The following is a 16,527-nucleotide window of genomic DNA, read 5'->3' on the forward strand; positions in this document are numbered from 1 at the left end:
GATGAAACCACACTATCTCGCACTGGCCGCCACACTGGCGCTTGCAGGCATTCAGGCAACGGCCGCCCCGGCGGCTGCTCAATCGACGCTCAATATCGGCCTGCAGGACGATCCGGATACGCTTGATCCCGCAACCAACTGGAGCTTCGTTGGCCGCCACGTTCTTCAGTCGCTGTGTGACAAGATCGTCGATATCGATGAGAAGGGTGAGATCATCCCGATGCTGGCTGCCAGCTGGAAATGGGGTGACGACAGCAAGACACTGACGCTGAAACTGCGCGACGATGCCGTCTTTCACGACGGAACCAAGGTCGACGCCGCCGCAATCAAGTACAATCTCGAGCGGGCTCTCAATGCCAAGTTCTCGCGCCGCAAACCCGAAATCAGCTCCATCAGCACCGTCGACGTAGTCGATCCGACAACCGTCCAGATCAACCTGAAACAGCCATCGGTACCACTGCTGGCAGCTCTCAGCGACCGGGCCGGCATGATCGTTAGCCCGACTGCAGCTGAAAAGCTCGGTGAGAAGTTCACCGATGCTCCCGTCTGTTCAGGCCCCTACACCTTCGCCGAACGCGTGATCCAGGACCGCATTGTCCTTGCGAAATTCCCAAAATACTACAACGCCGACAAATACCACTTCGATCGGCTCGTTTATCGCGGCATGCCCGACTCGAACGTGCGGCTGCTCAACCTTCGTTCCGGCCAGCTCGATCTGATCGAACGGCTCGCTGCGACCGAAGTCGAAGCCGTGAAGGCGGATGCATCGTTGGCCGTGGAGCCGGTCGTCGGACTTGGATATTACGGCGTGACATTCAGCATTGGTGGCGAGGGGGCTAACCTCGATGCCGGCAAGAAGGCAGCAATCCGCGAGGCGTTCAGCCTTGCAATCGACCGCCAGGCCATCAGCGATGTCGTATTCGACGGTCAGGCGAGCATCGGCAACCAGCCGTTCCCGCCGTCAAACCAATACTACGATAAGAATTTCCCGCTTCCGGAGCGGGATCTGAGCGCTGCCAAGAAGAAGATGCAGGAAGCCGGCGTCGAATCCGTCGATCTTGAACTTCTGGTGCCCACCGATGCCGAACGTCAGCAGGTTGCCCAGCTCATCCAAGCGATGGTTGCCGAAGTCGGAATCAATGTCTCCATCAAGCCGACTGAGCTGATGACCCTGCTCGACGTTGCTCGCCAGGGCAAGTTCCAATCGCATCTCGTCGGCTGGAGCGGACGCGTCGATCCAGACCTCAACATCACGCCGATGCTGTCTTGCGGTGCTCCGACCAATGACGCGCATTACTGCAACGAGGAACTCGACGCGATCTTGGCGAAAGCCCGCGCATCGGGAGACGTCGAGACCCGCAAGGCAGAATACAGCAAGGCAATCGCGATCCTCCAGAAGGACCTTCCGATTGTCTACATGTATCATTCGCAGTGGATCTTCGCGCACAATTCCAACATCACCGGCCTTGCGCCCGCTCCGGATGGCATCATCCGCCTGAGTGGTGTGAGCCGGAAGAATTGATGGCTTAAGGCTGTAATGAGCACCTCATCTGATCTCATCCAAGACAAGTCAGCCCGATCGGATCGGGCTGACGACCACGCGGCCTTGGTGCTGCGGGTCGATGATCTGCGTGTCGTCTTTGAAGACGACACGCGTACCGTCACTGCCGTCGACGGCGTGAGTTTTGACGTTCGAAAAGGGCGCACGCTCGCGATCGTGGGCGAGTCCGGCAGCGGCAAGAGCGTGACCTCCCTGGCCGTCATGCGCCTCCTCCCCGAACACACAGCACGCGTGTCCGGCAGCATCAATTTCGCCGGTCGCGAGTTGCTCGAGGAAACGACGAGCGGTATGCGCAGCCTGCGCGGCAACCGGATGGGAATGATCTTCCAGGAGCCTATGACCTCTCTCAATCCGTCCTATACGGTCGGCGAGCAAATCAACGAAGTCATCCTGCGTCACCGACAGATTTCGAAGAAAGAGGCGACAGAGCGCGGCATCGCCATGCTGAAGCTGGTGCGTATCCCATCACCGGAAACGCGTTACCGCCAGTATCCGCACAATCTCTCCGGTGGCATGCGCCAGCGCGTGATGATTGCCATGGCGCTTGCCTGCGAGCCGGAACTGTTGATCGCCGACGAACCCACGACGGCGCTGGACGTGACAATCCAGGCCCAGGTCCTCGAACTGATGGGGGAACTGCGGCAGAAGACCGGAACTGCCATCGTTCTCATAACTCATGATCTTGGCGTTGTCGCGGAATCCTGCGATGACGTGATCGTCATGTACGCGGGTCAGGTTGTCGAGCAATGCTCGGTCGAAGACCTCTTCACCTTTCCCCAGCATCCTTACACCGTTGGTCTTCTCGGATCGTTGCCGCGTCTGGACGAGAAGCGAGAACAGCTTGTCGCCATCACCGGCACGGTCCCGGACATGGCCAACCCACCGTCCGGCTGCCGGTTTCGGGCGCGATGTCCGTTTAGCATCGACAAATGCGCCGAGATGCCCACCCTGATGGAAATATCCCCAGGTCACCTCAGCCGCTGCTGGCGTGCGCCATTGCAGGACCTCGTCCCATGAGTGAAGCCCTCTTGAAAGCCAAGACGCCGATCATCGAGGCGCGTCACCTTGGCAAGAACTTCGTCGTCAAACGCAGCGTCTTCGGCCGGCCCTTGGCGTCCGTCGGCGCTGTCGACGACGTGTCGTTGTCCCTGATGCCCGGCGAGACGCTGGCAATCGTCGGCGAATCCGGTTGCGGGAAGTCGACGCTCGGCCGGTTGTTGATGCGCCTCATCCAGCCGACCGACGGTCAGGTCCTGATCGATGGTCAGGATATCACCAACATCAGCCATGCGGCGATGCGCCGGCAGCGCCGGCATGTGCAGTTGATCTTCCAGGACCCTTACGCTTCGCTCAATCCGCGCATGACGATTGCCCAGACAATCGGCGAACCGCTGATGCTGCACGATATCGTGCCGCCAATCGAGCGGGCTCGACGCGTTGCGGAACTGCTCGAAATGGTCGGCCTTCGTCCAGAGCAGGCCAGCCGATATCCGCATGAATTCTCTGGCGGCCAGCGTCAGCGCGTGGTGATTGCGCGTGCGCTTGCCTCCGAACCGAAGGCAATCATCTGCGACGAGGCCGTGTCTGCCCTCGACGTGTCGATCCAGGCACAGGTCCTGAACCTTCTGAAGAGCCTGCAGAACCGATTGGGTCTGGCGTTCATCTTTATTTCGCACGATCTGAGCGTCGTGAAACACATCGCCGACCGCGTTGCGGTCATGTATCTCGGCAAGATCGTCGAGATCGGGACGTCGGACGAAATCTTCGCGACCCCGCGCCATCCCTATACCCGGGCGTTGCTGTCTGCCATTCCGGTCGCCGCCCCGCCCAGCCAGCAGCGTTCGAAGGAAGCGCGCCTGCATGGCGATCTGCCAAGCCCGATGTCGCCTCCGCAAGGTTGCAGGCTGCATACGCGATGTCCCCACGCGCGACCCGAATGCACGGCGGTCAGCATGGCGCTCGATGTTGAGGCAAGCGGCCATGCGAATGCCTGTGCGTTCTGGCGAGAGCTACCCGAACTCGATACGGCCGAGATCACCCGCGAACCTCGCGATCCGAAGCTGGAAAAGCTGTTTGCGGCCTTCGAAGCGATGGCGGCAGCCCGGATGACGCCCACGCCCTCCTCAACCGTGACCGGAGGCTAATTCCTTGACCTCGCTTCTTGCACGTCGTCTGCTGCAGCTCATTCCGACCATCGTCTTGCTGTCGCTGATCATCTTCTCGCTCCAGCATCTGCTTCCTGGTGACCCGGCGCTTGTGCTTGCGGGTGAAAGTCCGGACGAAGCGACGCTAGCCGCAATCCGCGCCCAGTATCATCTCGATCAGCCCTTGCTCGTGCAATATCTCTACTGGGTGAAGGGCGTCCTGACCGGCGACCTTGGGCAATCCATGCGCCATAATCGCCCGGTTCTCGAACTTATCCTTCTGAAGCTGCCCGTGACACTGCAGCTCGCCGTGATGGGAATTGTCCTTGCTTTGGTGTTTGGCATTACCGGAGGTGTAATTTCGGCGCTGCGCCAGAACACTCCGGTCGATTACGCCACCAATGTCGTCTCGCTGGCCGGCATCTCGCTGCCGAATTTCTGGCTTGGCATCATGCTGATCATGTTCTTCTCGGTGTACCTTGGCTGGCTTCCCGCCTCCGGCTTCGTCAGCCCGTGGGAAGACCTGAAGATGAACCTTATGACGACGATCATGCCCGCCTTCGTTCTGGGCACCGGGATCGCCGGCGTCATCATGCGCCATACCCGCGGCGCCATGCTGCAGGCGCTGGAAAGCGACTATGTCCGCACCGCCCGGGCCAAAGGTCTAAGCGAGTGGGTCGTCGTATTTAAGCACGCAATGCGTAACGCGCTGACACCTATCATCACGCTCGGTGCGCTGGAGTTCGGCGCCCTGCTATCCGGCGCCGTGCTGACGGAACAGATCTTTACGATCCCCGGCTTCGGGAAGCTGATCGTCGATGCGGTGTTCACGCGCGATTATCCTGTGGTCCAAGGCGTGGTGCTTGTCACCTCGCTGTTCTACATCACCCTCAACCTGCTGGCCGACATCGGGTATATCCTTGTTAACCCGAGACTGAGAGGCTGACCGTGCCAACGATCGCAACGACCAAACCGGCTGTCTCCCCCAAGATCAGCCCTGTCACGAACTTTTTCCACGGTCGCCTGTGGCGACGCCTGTCGAAGCGCAAGAGTGCGCTCGTCGGCCTTTTCGTGGTGCTGTTCGTGGTGGCCGTCGCCATTCTTGCCCCCCTGCTTGCACCCTACGATCCGGCATCCCAGAGCTGGACGGCGGTTCGCAAGGCACCGTCAATGGCGCATCTGTTCGGCACGGACGAGGCTGGCCGCGACATACTTTCCCGCATCATCTGGGGCACCCGCGCTTCGTTGCTGGCAGGGCTCACCTCGGTCGGGATCGCGATGGCAATCGGCGTGCCCCTCGGGCTTGCGGCAGGTTTTCTCGGCGGCGTGGTCGATGGCTTTATCAGCCGCTTTACCGATGCCATGCTCGCCTGTCCGTTCCTGATCCTTGCAATCGCACTGGCCGCCTTTCTCGGTCCAAGCCTGACGAATGCGATGCTCGCAATCGGCATCACCGCCATGCCGCTCTTTATCCGACTGACCCGGGGTCAGGTTCTTTCGATCCGGGCCGAAGAGTATATCGAAGCGGCAAGTGCCGTGGGCAATCCACGTTGGCGGATCGCGGTTCGCCATATCCTGCCGAATATTCTTCCCCAGTTGATGGTACAGGCGACCCTGACGATCGCATCCGCTATTATCGCCGAAGCCAGCATGTCCTTCCTCGGCCTCGGCTTGCAGCCGCCGGCACCATCCTGGGGCTCCATGCTCAATTCCGCCCAGCGATTTATGAGCAACGCTCCCTGGATGGCGCTATGGCCGGGCATGGCAATCTTCATGACCGTACTGTCGTTCAACCTGCTCGGCGACGGTCTGCGCGACGCGCTTGATCCACGCGCCCGGTAGGACGGCATGGGCAGCGTCGTTATCTTGCCCTGCAAGCGGCCAGCGCTCACGTAAACTATAGGTGCGCATCGGAAGCCAGCCGCGGTAAAATTGCTTTCGTGGTCGTCGCCATCAAAGTCTATCGGCAATCCTGACGAGATGAGCGACGGATGTCGCCTTCATCTTCTGCATCATATGGCCTCTGTGAAGCTTCACCGTCGGCTCCGCTAGTTGCAGTTCGGCTGCGATCTGCTTGTTCAGCTTGCCGGCGATCACCAACGTCATGATCTGTCGCTCGCGTGGCGTCAGTGTCTGGTATCTCGACGTAGTGGCAGCTCTCGCTGTGCTTTCCTCTCGACGAGCTGCGTCTTCCGCGATCGCGCGATTGACTGCTTCCAGGAGGTCCTGCTCCCGAACCGGCTTGCTGAGAACATCGATGGCACCCGCTTTCATCGCTCGGACCGCCATGGGCACGTCCACATGGGCGCTGATCAGGACGATGGACCGGCGAATACTGCTCCTTGCCAGTTCCTCTTGAAACTCAAGCCCGCTCTGGCCAGGAAGACGGATGTCTAGGACAATACAGCCAGCCTTTTCGGGGTCGTCAGCCGCGATGAACTCTCTCACTGAGCCGTGAGTTTCAGCACTGAGGCCCACAGACTCAAACAGTCCCTTGAGAGCGTCGCGGACGCTCCGATCGTCGTCTATGACGATGACGGTGGGTCGCTTGTTCTTTCTGTCATCGATCAACGGTCGTGTCCTCATACCTGGAAAGCGTGAAGCTCAACGAGGCTCCTCCAAGAAGGTTGGCCGTGGCCCGGATGCGCCCTCCGTGGGCCTCCACGATGGAGCGGCAGATGGAAAGCCCCATGCCTATTCCGTCCGACTTCGTGGTATAGAACGCCTCGAATACCCGATCGAGTTGCTCCGCCGGTATTCCCACCCCGGTATCCGAAACGCTCACCTCGACCTCGCCTTCGCGCAGCGTGCACGCAATGCGGATCAGTGCCTCCGCAGCATCGGGCGTCGCCTCGGCGCTGTTCATGATCAGGTTCAGAAGAACCTGCTGTAGCTGGGTCCGATCTCCGAAGACTTCGACAGGTTCCGGAGGAAGATCCGCGACCACCTGCAGGCCCCGCGACTGCAGCTCTTCCCGAAGAAGGAAAAGCACATCGCGCAGGGTCCTCTTGAAGTCCGTTCTCTCCATTCGCACGGGTGACCTCTGTGCCATGGCACGTATGCTGGCAACGATCTCGCCGGCACGGTGACCGTCATGCACGACCCGCTCGGCGGCCAATCTAGCCTGCTTGAGATCCACGAGCCCGTCCTGAAGCCATCTCAGGCAGGTCCCGGCGTTGGTAACGATTGCAAAGAGCGGCTGATTGATCTCGTGCGCTATTGATACCGCTAGTTCGCCAATGGTGGTCATTCGGGTAACCTGTGCAAGGTTACTTTGGCTCTGACGCAGGGACTCTTCAGCCCGCTTGCGATCCTCGATATCCACCACGACGCCATACCACCGCACGACATCTCCATCCGCGTCGAGCAGTGGATTCTGTTGCAGGTTGAACCACCTGTACTCGCCATCGGCGCGTCTGATGCGGGCATCCACTGGACGCCCCTGCCTTGTTGCGATGATGTCCTCCCAGGTCATGCGCATACGGTCGACATCGTCGGGATGGAACATACGGTAGAAGCCGTACCCGACAATCTCCTCGAAAGGCAGACCGACGAAATCGATCAGGTTCTGGTTCCAGTACTCAAGCTGTCCGTCTGGCGTGCAGGACCAAGCCATGGCAGGGATCGTGTTGATGATGAGGTTGAGCTTGCGTTCGCTCTCCCTCAGCGCGGCCTCGCTCTCTCGAAGAGCATTCTCCGCGTACTGCAGGTTCTCGATATCGATGTTGACCCCAAACCAGCGTACAAGGCCATTCGCATCCGTAAGCTTGCGCCCGGAAAAATAGAACCAGCGGTACCGTCCATCCGCACCGCGGATACGGCCCTTTAACTGCGTAAAGTCGGAATGCTCAAGGTCCCGTTTCCAGATCTCCACCATTTCCGGGATGTCATCGGGATGATAGAGGTTCAAAAACCCCCATTCGAGGATTTGATCGGCCGGCAGACCGGCATAGTCCAGCCAACTCTGATTGACGAAGTCAGCACTTCCGTCGGGCCGCGCCGACCAGACGAGGACAGGAAGCGAGTCGATAATAAGCCTAAGGTTCTCTTCGCTGGCCGCGAGTGCCGACTTTGTCTGCTCGAGTTCATCCTCGGCCTTTTTGCGATCCTCTATATCGAGAACGACGCCGTACCATTTCACGACGTTGCCCTCGATATCGAGATTTGGCTTTTGCCGGAGGCTGCATCTGCGAAAACGCCCGTCGGCCCGCCGGATCCGTCCATCGACTTCACGGACGTTCTTTGTCGCCATGATGTCGTGCCATTCCGACGCGAGGCGCGCCACGTCGTCGGGGTGGAATAAACGGTAGAAGTTCTCCCCTGCAATCGCTGCCAGTGGCAGCCCGATAAACTCAAGGAAATGCTGATTTGCGAAATCGAGCATTCCTTCGGACGTTGCTGACCATGCCATTGCCGGGATCAGGTCGATGATCGCATCGGCATTCCCCTGTTTTTGCAAGTCCATCTCTCGGCTCGTGCGCTTCGTCGGAGACTGGAAAGCTAAGCTTTTTTCTAGCGGAGCGTTAGGCCAGATTGATAGACGAAGGTCTAGGTTCGCAGTGCTTTCGTCTAGTTTTGCTTGACCAAGATCCAAATTGAGGCAGGGCCGGATCTAACCTACTCATAGCGTTAACCGGGGACAACGAAGCCAAAGCTCGGACAGCCAGATGATGCGCACCATCATCGAAGGCCTCGGGAACTGCATGCGAAGAAATTCACCCTGCCGGACGTAGCCGAAGGCTGCGAACGTCTTTGGCCAATCTGGAGGAATGTCATGCCTCAACTCTCGCGTCGTGCCTTTGCCAGCGCCCTGCCTATCGGCCTCATCGGGGGAAGCCTGCTGGGTGGGACCCTGCTGCCAAACTCCCCCGCCAGCGCGGCAACACAAACGGCTGGCAGGACGCCTCTATCCGTCACCCCGTCCGCTCAGATCCGCATAGGGCGGTTTACCGTGACTGCCCTGACAGACGGGTATGCAGATATGCCGTATGATTACTTCCCAGGACGCGCGGCGCCCGAGGTGGAGAAGATGGCCAGCGCACAATCCACTGCGCGACCGAGCGGGGTCCGCTTCCTCTTTAACCAGTATCTCGTGGAGGATGGCGAACGCCGCATTCTGATAGACGCCGGTGCGGCAGGTTCGATCGGGCAGACCGGTCGTTTGCCACAGGCCCTTGTCACGCTCGGCCTGCAACCCAGTCAGATCGACGCCGTGATTGTGACGCATATGCATCAGGATCACATGGGCGGCTTGGTTTTAGGAGGCAAGAACAACTACCCCGAGGCAGAGGTCTACATCGACCGTCGCGACGTCTCACACTGGACCAACCCTGCCAAGCGTGCCGGGGCGCCCGACTACCTTCAGACCAGCTTCAAGATGGCAGAAGAGGTCGTACGGCTTTATCCGAGGCTCCAGGCAATCGACGGGGAGCGGGAGATCATGCCGGGAATTACGATTATCGATCTGACGGGTCATACCCCCGGCCACGTAGGCGTGCGGGTCGAAGACGGCGGTGAAAGCCTGATCATGGTTTCGGACATGGTTTTTCCGGTCGTGCACCCGGTCGCAACTGACGTCTTCTTCCTGTTCGAACAGGATCAGGCCGCAGCCAAAGCAATGCGTGATCGCTTCTTTCCGCGTGCCGCGTCTGAGGGCGCGCTGATTGCGGCGACGCACATGCCTTTCCCTGGACTCGGCCGTATCGTCGCCGATAACGGGGCGTTGCGTTGGCAGGTGGCAGACTGGGCGTTCCAGGATTAGATCACTCACTCGGAAAGACCGGCACCGACGATCATGCATTCCGGTTGGAGGAGCTGTGAGATGCCCCAATCTGAATGACTATCCCTTCCGACTTTCACGCCGAAGAGCGGCGTCGAGAAGGTCAAGCTTAACGCAGACGGATGCAGCCGCCGCGACCCCGCGAGGGTCGCGCTGAAGCGCCGACGACCTCCTCTTCCAACGGCTGCTTAGTCGTCGGCCAGACGCTCATCCCGGTACCGAACTCGGGCTTTATTTTAGGCCACACCTGCTCTTTGGTCTTGAACGGGCCGCAAGGAGCTGCCGTGGAATGTCCATCACCAAATCCCTCGCTCCCAGCGGAGGAAGACGCCATAGAAGCCATGGCGTTCCTCGATCTGCATAGGGTGGCACCAAGTCGCCTTCGCAAAGAGGAGCATTTCGACTGCATTTCCTTACGGGGGCTGTGCGATCTCGCTGCTGGATGCACCTGTGATCGGCCGTAATCGTATTCTGGGGTTAGGTTTGGTCGAGGATCTGGAAAAGGGGTATGATTGGCTGCGCCGAAAGTCAGGAACCGCTACCTGCAGCTGAATGTGGACACGGCGTCTGACGAGGTAAGAGACTGGGTCCGATCGAAACATCTTCTTGAATATGGGCTCGGCTGGACGAAGCTTACACGCGGCGCGAACGCACGCACCATCCCGGGGGGCCAGCCGGGTCCAGACGCGAATGGTAGAGTTCGAACAGGCCCCGCTGTTAGGATCGATAATGTACAAAGGTTTCGGTTTCCCGCCAACCCTTAAAAGAAACCTGGTCTGCCATTGTCGGCAAGGATGGTTGGTCGTGCTTCTTTGCGTTGGATACTCGAACGCCGGTAGGAACTGGCGTCATGTACGCGTCCGACAGCCATGCCTGGCTCGATGGAGGCACCACTCTTCCGAATTTCCCAGCACCAAGACTTGGAAAATGGCCGGTTGGATTTGAGACGGACCTTGGCCTGAGCAATCGTAAGAGAAGCATGTTAGTCCTCGTCCGCACGAGCGTTTTCAGAAGTCGGCCACCTCGCGAATGATGGTCATTACTTCGTCTATCAGGCGTGGCGCATGGTCGCGCTTGTAAAACGCGAAATACTGGACCGGCGGCAGCTTTGGCCAGACATCGACGATCTTCAGTTCTCCGGCGCTGAGCATTGGGGTAAAGTAGTTTTTCGGCAGGTGGCTGAGACCCAGGCCATAGGTCGTCAGCTTGGCGACCATCCCGAGGCTGTTGCAGGACAGGACCTTCTGGATGTTGAAGCCGTTTTCGGCAAACCAGTCGCGGTAGAGCAACGTCAGAGCGGAATTGTCCGGCTGACCGATGAATGGTAGTTCCGAAACATCCTGGGCTGAAAGCGTGCCCTCCTTCACGACGAAGCCCGGTGCCGCCATCCAGACATTCTCGACTTGGCCGATCTGGCGCGATTCGATTGTCGGGCTGGAAAACGGACCGGGCATCAAGGCGATATCAATCTCGTTGCGGTCAAGCCGTTCATACAGCCGAACGCCGCCGTCGATTTCTGGCTCGATCTTCACCTTCGGGAAATGCGTCCTGACCGACTGGATCAATGCGGGAAGCCAGGTGAGGCCAATAATGTCCGTCGCACCGATCCGCAGGCGTCCGTCGAACTGAGAGACGTCCGTCAGCGTCTTGGTGATGCGCTCGTGCAGCGCCATCATCTCCTGCGCCTGCGTCAAAAGCCGCTCGCCGATTTGCGTCAGATGCAGCGATTTTCCGTCCCGGTGAAAAAGACGGGTACCGACGCTGCTTTCCAGTTCGCCCACGCGCTTGGCAATCGTCGACTGGGTGAGGATCAGGCGCTTGGACGCCTCGGTGAAGCTTCCGCAGGCAGCCGTTGCGCAGAAGGCTTCAAGCTGCTTCAGAGTATACACGCCGCGGCCTCCCCGGTTCAGACGGGCTGCCTAGTGTTGCCCCTTTATGTCGGAGAGGAAGCGCTGTACCCGTGGATGTTCGCGATTATTAAAGAACATCTCGGGTGTCGTATCAACGACGGTCCGACCCTGGTCCATGAAAATCACGCGATCGCCGACATCTCTTGCGAAACCCATTTCGTGCGTGACACAGACCATAGTCATGCCTTCGCTTGCAAGCGACTTCATCACCGCCAGCACCTCGCCGACCATTTCCGGATCGAGCGCACTTGTTGGTTCGTCAAACAGGATTACCGGAGGGCGAAGCGCCAAAGCACGAGCAATGGCGACGCGCTGCTGTTGTCCGCCTGACAGAAAGCCGGGGAAGCTTCCCGCCTTTTCGGAGAGCCCGACGCGGTCGAGAAGCTTACGAGCGAACTCCTCCGCCTCGGCGCGCGGCCGCTTCTGGATCTTGATCGGCGCGAAGGTAATGTTGTCCAGAACGCTCATGTGCGGGAAGAGGTTAAACTGCTGGAAAACGAAGCCCACGCGCTGGCGCAACTGGTTGAGATCCGTCTTTGGGCCATGGACGTCCACCCCGTCGAGGAGAATGCGTCCATCCTGGATCGGCTCCAGACTGTTGATCGTGCGTATCAGCGTCGACTTGCCTGAACCCGAGGGACCACAGACCACGACAACCTGGCCTTTCGGTATCTGGAAAGAAACGTCGGTCAGCACTTGATGAGTGCCGTACCATTTGTTGACCTTGTCGAACGAGACCATGGCAGTGCTGATATCGATGTCGCTCATGCGAGGCCTCTCCTGCGGCGGATGGATGTTTCAAGCGCCGTCAGCCCGCGGGTGAGCAGGAAGCAGACGATGAAGTAAGTAATAGCGAGAATGGTGAAGACTTGCAGCGGCTTCGTCAGAAGCAGACCGTTCACCTGGTTGGCCGCAAAGGTCAGTTCGTTGACAGCGATGACATAGCCGAGCGACGTTTCCTTGATGGTGGAGATGAACTGGCTGGTCATGCTTGGCAATACGTTGAACAGCGCCTGAGGCAGCACAATGCTGCGGATAGTCAGGCCATAGCCCGCTCCCAGCGATCGGGATGCCTCGAACTGCCCCTTGGGAAGAGCAGCGATCCCCGAACGCACGACCTCGGACAGATAGGCGGCTTCGTAGATGGTTAGCGCGCAGACCATGGTCCAAAATCCGCTGGCCGCATAACCGGTCGCGATCGGAATGACGAAGTAGCACCAGAAAATGAGCATCAACAGTGGGATGCCGCGCACGATGTTGACGACGAATGCGCTCATCAGGCGCAGCCAGCGGAAGGCTGACAGGCGTGACAGTGCCAGGCCGATGGCGAGCGGGAAGGACAGGAGAATGCTGATGACCGCCACAATCAGCGTCATCGCTAGACCGCCGAGCGGCCCGTTCGGATACTGCCCGACCAGGAAGCTCAGCCAGTACTCGCGGATGATATCAAGCATGGGAAGCGTCCTTCTCACCGATGCGGGTCCGCTTTTCCAGCCACGAGCCGAAAGCCATGATCAACAGGGTTCCGATAAGGTAGAGGAGGGTGGCAATACCGAAGACGGTGAATGTCTTGAAGGTCAGGTTTTCGATCTCGCGCGTCTTGTACGTGAGTTCGGCCACGCCAATAGCCATGGCGACGCTGGTGTTTTTGAACAGCAGCAGGGCGCGTCCGACGAGCGGCGGCAGCGAAATGCGCAATGCCTGTGGTACGACGATGTAGCGCATGGTCTGCATGTAGCTGCAGCCGAGCGACCGTGCCGCCTCGAATTGGGTGTGCGGAATGGCGCGGAGGCCGCTTCGAATGTCCTCGGCGAGATAGGCGGAATTGCCGAGTGCCAGCGCAATGGCTGCGAAACAAAATTCGGCATTGTGGTCGTAGAGCCAGTAGCGCAGGCCCTCCGGCAACAATTCCGGCATGCCGAAATACCAGAACATGACCTGCACGAGCAGCGGCACATTGCGATGATAGGCGACAAATGCATCGACGATCCATCGGCAGGTCGCGATCTCGGTTGCTCTGACCACCACGAGTGCGAGCGCAATGGTGAAAGCCATCAACCAGCACACCGCAAACAGCAGGATGGTGGTCTTCAGCCCCCAAAGCAGTTGCTGGATCTGATCAGCCGTAAGTAGGTCCATTCTCGCCTCACGCAAAGCCAGGTCGCGTTCCTTGCCAAAGGAGCGCAACCTGCCGGTTGACCTCGATTATTCGGCGGCGATCGGGCCGATGGTGAAGGAGCGCTTCAGCTTGTAGTCCGTCGCGTCGCCGAACCACTTGTCGTAGATCTTTTGTCCCTCGCCAGAGGATTCGGCCTCGTCGAGGGCGCTGTTCACTGCCTTCAGGAGGCCGAGTTCACCTTTCTTGATCCCGAGACCCCATGGCTCATCGACAACGACCTTGTCGAGGATGCGGGTCGGCGAACCGTCCGGGCTCTGGTTGACGAGGCGTACCAGCACCAGTTCCGAAGCGAACTGCGCATCGACCTTGCGTTGCTGCAGCGACAGGAAGGCGGCCGGGCTATCGGCATAGCCGATGACGCGGGCATTCGGCAGGCGCTCCTGGATCACCCTTTCGGAGCTGGACCCCTTGGTTGCGCCGATCCTCTTTTCGGCGAGATCCTCGATTGTTTTGATGTCGCTGTCTGCTCGTACCAGAAGCTTCTGCGGCGTCGTGTAGTAGCGATGGCTGAACTCGATTTGTTCGGCGCGATCCTTCGACCAGCCGAGGTTGGCGGCAACGATATCCACGCGTCCGCTCTGTAGTTCCGGGATGCGGGCTGCGACGGCGAGCAGCTTGTACTCGACCTTTACACCCAGCTTGTCGGCGACATACTTGCAAACGTCGACGTCGTAGCCGACCAGCGTGCGTGTCGCGTTGTCCTGAAAGCTGAACGGCTGCGAGGTGCCAAGCGTCCCGCACACCATCGTTCCGCGTGCCTTGATGTCTTCAAGTTGGTCCGCCTTCGCGGCAACTGCCGAAAAAGCAATGGGCAGAGCGATCGCAAGGCTGGCAAGAATTTTCATTGTCATTATTCCCTCTCTTTTTATTTTTGGAGCCGACTTTTTGGGCCGGGTGGTTGGTCTTTCGTCATTCAGACAGTGCAGAGCACACCGCCCTGATAGCTGCACACCCCTCGCGCACATCGTCGATGGCAGAGGCGAAGGAGAGGCGAAATGTGCCGGGCACGCCGTAGGAGCCCCCGTCGAGCAGAGCAACCCCGGTTTCCTTTAGAATATACTGAACAAGTTCGGCATCGCTGTTGATCACGGTGCCGTCGGGCGCGGTCTTGCCGATCAACGCCGTACAATCCGGAAAGATATAGAAGCCGCCATCTGGCGAGACGGCTTGAAGGCCAGGCGCGGTCGATAGAATTGCCAGAGCGGCATCGCGACGCTTTTGGAACGAAGTCGCGAAAGCGGCGACGCAGTCCTGCGGGCCGGTCAATGCTGCGAGAGCGGCGGCCTGGCTGATCGAGCAGGCCCCCGATGTGCTCTGCGACTGGACCACGGCCATCGCCTTGATCAGATCCTTCGGACCTGCGCCGTAGCCGATGCGCCATCCAGTCATGGCATAAGCTTTGGAAACCCCGTTCACCACCAGGATGCGTTCGGCGAGATCCGGGGCCACCTGGAGAATGTGCGGCGCAGGGCGGCCGTTGAAGGTGAGCCGCGCATAGATATCATCGGTCATCACCCAGACATTCGGGTTGGCGCGCAGGACCTCTGCCAAGGCCAGCAGTTCCGCCTCGTCGTAGACGGCACCCGACGGATTGCTCGGGGCATTCATCATCAGCCACTTCGTCTTGGGCTTGATTGCTATCGCCAGGGCTTGCGGATCGATCTTGTACCGTCGGGTTGCATCGGTCGACAGGACAACGGGCGTGCCGCCGGCAAGTTCGACCATGTCCGGATAGGAGACCCAGTAAGGGGCCGGGATGATGACCTCGTCACCGGTCTCCAGCGATGACATCAGCGCATTGTAGAGAACCTGCTTGGCACCGGTGCTGACGATAATCTGGTCGACGGGGTAGCTGACGCCAGTGTCGAGGATCAGGCGATCGGCGACTGCCTGGCGGAGCGGCATCGTTCCCTGCGACAGCGGATACCTGGTCTCACCACGTTCCATGGCCTCGACCGCAGCCCTACGGATATGGGCCGGGGTATCAAAATCGGGCTCGCCGATCGTCAGGTCGATAATGCGACGTCCCTCTTCGCGCAGGCGATTGAGGACAATGCGGGCGGCGACGCTGGGCGACAGCTTCACCTGCCGCATCCGCTGAGCAACAATGGTCATGCGTAGTCCTCGGCAAGCTTTGCAAGTGCCGGGACAAGCCACGGCTTTTGATAGGTCCCGGCGGCAATCATTGTCATCCGTTTCTGTTCGCTGGCCTCCGTCGCTTGGGCCATCGCCAGCACCTCGGCTGCATGGCTTGCCGGTATGGACAGCAGACCATCCAGATCGCCGATGATCACGTCACCTGCCTGCACCACGAGACCACCGACTGCGACTGGAACATTCAACTCGCCGGGGCCGTCCTTGAACGGGCCGCGATGAGAAAGTCCGCGCGCAAAGCACGGGAATTTCTCGCGCTCGAATGCTTCCGCGTCGCGAACCATGCCATCGATGACGAAGCCGGCAATTCCGCGCGCCTGCGCCTGCTTCAGCATCAGTTCTCCGACTAGAGCATTGGCTGTGCAGCCGCCACCGTCCACGACGATGATATCGCCCGGCTGCGCGGAGGCGATTGCCTGGTGAATGAGGAGATTGTCACCAGGGCGTGTTTTTACCGTCAGCGCTGTGCCCGCCATGCGCTGATTTGTACCGTGGATGGCAGTGAGTTCTTGGGAGCCGTAGAGACGACCCATGCAATCACTCGCCTGAGCCACGCCGATACTAAGAAAGGCGTCGATGACGTTGCGGGGTACGGGCGCGCCTGTGCGCTCCAACATTCTGAATCCGATTTTGGTCAAAGCATCCTCGTCTTGTTGAGAATGCCAAGGAACTAATTTCCTGAAAGATCGTCAAACGATATGATTTCGCGAATAAGCACGAAGGAAATTCGCGCAGACGAGCATGAGACGTAATGAAGATGAAATTTTAAGAGTTATGCCATGCAGACGACTGATGTCGCG

At 59.3% G+C, this 16,527-nt stretch carries 15 protein-coding genes; 6 read left to right on the forward strand and 9 right to left on the reverse strand.

The genetic code is table 11. The features are described from left to right. The first annotated feature begins 1 nt into the window (after position 1). The 5 genes from IFT59_RS15510 to IFT59_RS15530 are packed head-to-tail and all read left to right on the forward strand — an operon-like array spanning position 2 to position 5,547. On the forward strand, positions 2–1,522 hold the full coding sequence (locus IFT59_RS15510; RefSeq protein WP_192087426.1) for an ABC transporter substrate-binding protein: 1,521 nt from the start codon (positions 2–4) through the stop codon (positions 1,520–1,522). Positions 1,523–1,537: 15 nt separating this feature from the next. Continuing rightward, complete coding sequence (locus IFT59_RS15515) at positions 1,538–2,578, forward strand: ABC transporter ATP-binding protein (RefSeq protein WP_082476361.1); 1,041 nt, start codon at positions 1,538–1,540, stop codon at positions 2,576–2,578. Next, positions 2,575–3,705 (forward strand): ABC transporter ATP-binding protein, encoded by a 1,131-nt coding sequence (locus IFT59_RS15520; RefSeq protein ID WP_192087427.1) that lies wholly within the window; start codon positions 2,575–2,577, stop codon positions 3,703–3,705. Before IFT59_RS15515 ends, IFT59_RS15520 begins: the two co-directional genes overlap by 4 nt. 4 nt (positions 3,706–3,709) lie before the next feature. Beyond that, complete coding sequence (locus tag IFT59_RS15525) at positions 3,710–4,651, forward strand: ABC transporter permease (RefSeq protein WP_062459249.1); 942 nt, start codon at positions 3,710–3,712, stop codon at positions 4,649–4,651. 44 nt (positions 4,652–4,695) lie between these two features. Beyond that, the gene (locus tag IFT59_RS15530) at positions 4,696–5,547 is read left to right on the forward strand and encodes an ABC transporter permease (RefSeq protein ID WP_342366114.1); all 852 of its coding nucleotides are present in this window, start codon (positions 4,696–4,698) and stop codon (positions 5,545–5,547) included. Positions 5,548–5,658: 111 nt separating this feature from the next. Here the strand turns inward: IFT59_RS15530 and IFT59_RS15535 are convergent, their stop codons facing one another. Both IFT59_RS15535 and IFT59_RS15540 read right to left on the reverse strand, forming a co-directional pair. Next, the gene (locus tag IFT59_RS15535) at positions 5,659–6,276 is read right to left on the reverse strand and encodes a response regulator transcription factor (protein WP_192087428.1); all 618 of its coding nucleotides are present in this window, start codon (positions 6,274–6,276) and stop codon (positions 5,659–5,661) included. Next, positions 6,266–8,170: a PAS domain-containing sensor histidine kinase gene (locus IFT59_RS15540; protein ID WP_192087522.1), complete on the reverse strand. Its 1,905-nt coding sequence runs from the start codon at positions 8,168–8,170 to the stop codon at positions 6,266–6,268. Before IFT59_RS15540 ends, IFT59_RS15535 begins: the two co-directional genes overlap by 11 nt. Before the next feature lie 309 nt (positions 8,171–8,479). Here IFT59_RS15540 and IFT59_RS15545 point away from each other — a divergent pair, with 309 nt between their 5' ends. After that, positions 8,480–9,466 (forward strand): MBL fold metallo-hydrolase, encoded by a 987-nt coding sequence (locus IFT59_RS15545; protein ID WP_192087429.1) that lies wholly within the window; start codon positions 8,480–8,482, stop codon positions 9,464–9,466. A 1,025-nt stretch (positions 9,467–10,491) separates the two neighbouring features. Here the strand turns inward: IFT59_RS15545 and IFT59_RS15550 are convergent. From IFT59_RS15550 to IFT59_RS15580, 7 genes are all read right to left on the reverse strand, one after another. Continuing rightward, on the reverse strand, positions 10,492–11,373 hold the full coding sequence (locus tag IFT59_RS15550; RefSeq protein WP_113166346.1) for a LysR family transcriptional regulator: 882 nt from the start codon (positions 11,371–11,373) through the stop codon (positions 10,492–10,494). 30 nt (positions 11,374–11,403) lie between these two features. Beyond that, complete coding sequence (locus IFT59_RS15555; protein ID WP_274598281.1) at positions 11,404–12,162, reverse strand: amino acid ABC transporter ATP-binding protein; 759 nt, start codon at positions 12,160–12,162, stop codon at positions 11,404–11,406. Further along, complete coding sequence (locus IFT59_RS15560) at positions 12,159–12,848, reverse strand: amino acid ABC transporter permease (protein ID WP_192087430.1); 690 nt, start codon at positions 12,846–12,848, stop codon at positions 12,159–12,161. Before IFT59_RS15560 ends, IFT59_RS15555 begins: the two co-directional genes overlap by 4 nt. After that, positions 12,841–13,533 (reverse strand): amino acid ABC transporter permease, encoded by a 693-nt coding sequence (locus IFT59_RS15565; protein ID WP_192087431.1) that lies wholly within the window; start codon positions 13,531–13,533, stop codon positions 12,841–12,843. Before IFT59_RS15565 ends, IFT59_RS15560 begins: the two co-directional genes overlap by 8 nt. Positions 13,534–13,599: 66 nt before the next feature. After that, positions 13,600–14,424 (reverse strand): ABC transporter substrate-binding protein, encoded by an 825-nt coding sequence (locus IFT59_RS15570; RefSeq protein ID WP_249407609.1) that lies wholly within the window; start codon positions 14,422–14,424, stop codon positions 13,600–13,602. Between the two features lie 58 nt (positions 14,425–14,482). Further along, positions 14,483–15,688: an aminotransferase class I/II-fold pyridoxal phosphate-dependent enzyme gene (locus tag IFT59_RS15575; RefSeq protein ID WP_192087432.1), complete on the reverse strand. Its 1,206-nt coding sequence runs from the start codon at positions 15,686–15,688 to the stop codon at positions 14,483–14,485. Beyond that, positions 15,685–16,365: an RraA family protein gene (locus IFT59_RS15580; protein WP_274598282.1), complete on the reverse strand. Its 681-nt coding sequence runs from the start codon at positions 16,363–16,365 to the stop codon at positions 15,685–15,687. Before IFT59_RS15580 ends, IFT59_RS15575 begins: the two co-directional genes overlap by 4 nt. Positions 16,366–16,527: the final 162 nt, after the last annotated feature.

Origin of the sequence: Rhizobium sp. CFBP 8752, assembly GCF_014842035.1 — a bacterium.
In the GTDB taxonomy this organism is placed as follows: Bacteria; Pseudomonadota; Alphaproteobacteria; order Rhizobiales; family Rhizobiaceae; genus Neorhizobium; species Neorhizobium soli.

Coding starts and splice junctions, on each gene's coding strand:
- IFT59_RS15510 (WP_192087426.1), top strand. CDS start 2: ATGAAACCACACTATCTCGCACTGGCCGCCACACTGGCGCTTGCAGGC.
- IFT59_RS15515 (WP_082476361.1), top strand. CDS start 1,538: ATGAGCACCTCATCTGATCTCATCCAAGACAAGTCAGCCCGATCGGAT.
- IFT59_RS15520 (WP_192087427.1), top strand. CDS start 2,575: ATGAGTGAAGCCCTCTTGAAAGCCAAGACGCCGATCATCGAGGCGCGT.
- IFT59_RS15540 (WP_192087522.1), bottom strand. CDS start 8,170: ATGGACTTGCAAAAACAGGGGAATGCCGATGCGATCATCGACCTGATC.
- IFT59_RS15545 (WP_192087429.1), top strand. CDS start 8,480: ATGCCTCAACTCTCGCGTCGTGCCTTTGCCAGCGCCCTGCCTATCGGC.
- IFT59_RS15555 (WP_274598281.1), bottom strand. CDS start 12,162: ATGAGCGACATCGATATCAGCACTGCCATGGTCTCGTTCGACAAGGTC.
- IFT59_RS15560 (WP_192087430.1), bottom strand. CDS start 12,848: ATGCTTGATATCATCCGCGAGTACTGGCTGAGCTTCCTGGTCGGGCAG.
- IFT59_RS15565 (WP_192087431.1), bottom strand. CDS start 13,533: ATGGACCTACTTACGGCTGATCAGATCCAGCAACTGCTTTGGGGGCTG.
- IFT59_RS15570 (WP_249407609.1), bottom strand. CDS start 14,424: ATGACAATGAAAATTCTTGCCAGCCTTGCGATCGCTCTGCCCATTGCT.
- IFT59_RS15575 (WP_192087432.1), bottom strand. CDS start 15,688: ATGACCATTGTTGCTCAGCGGATGCGGCAGGTGAAGCTGTCGCCCAGC.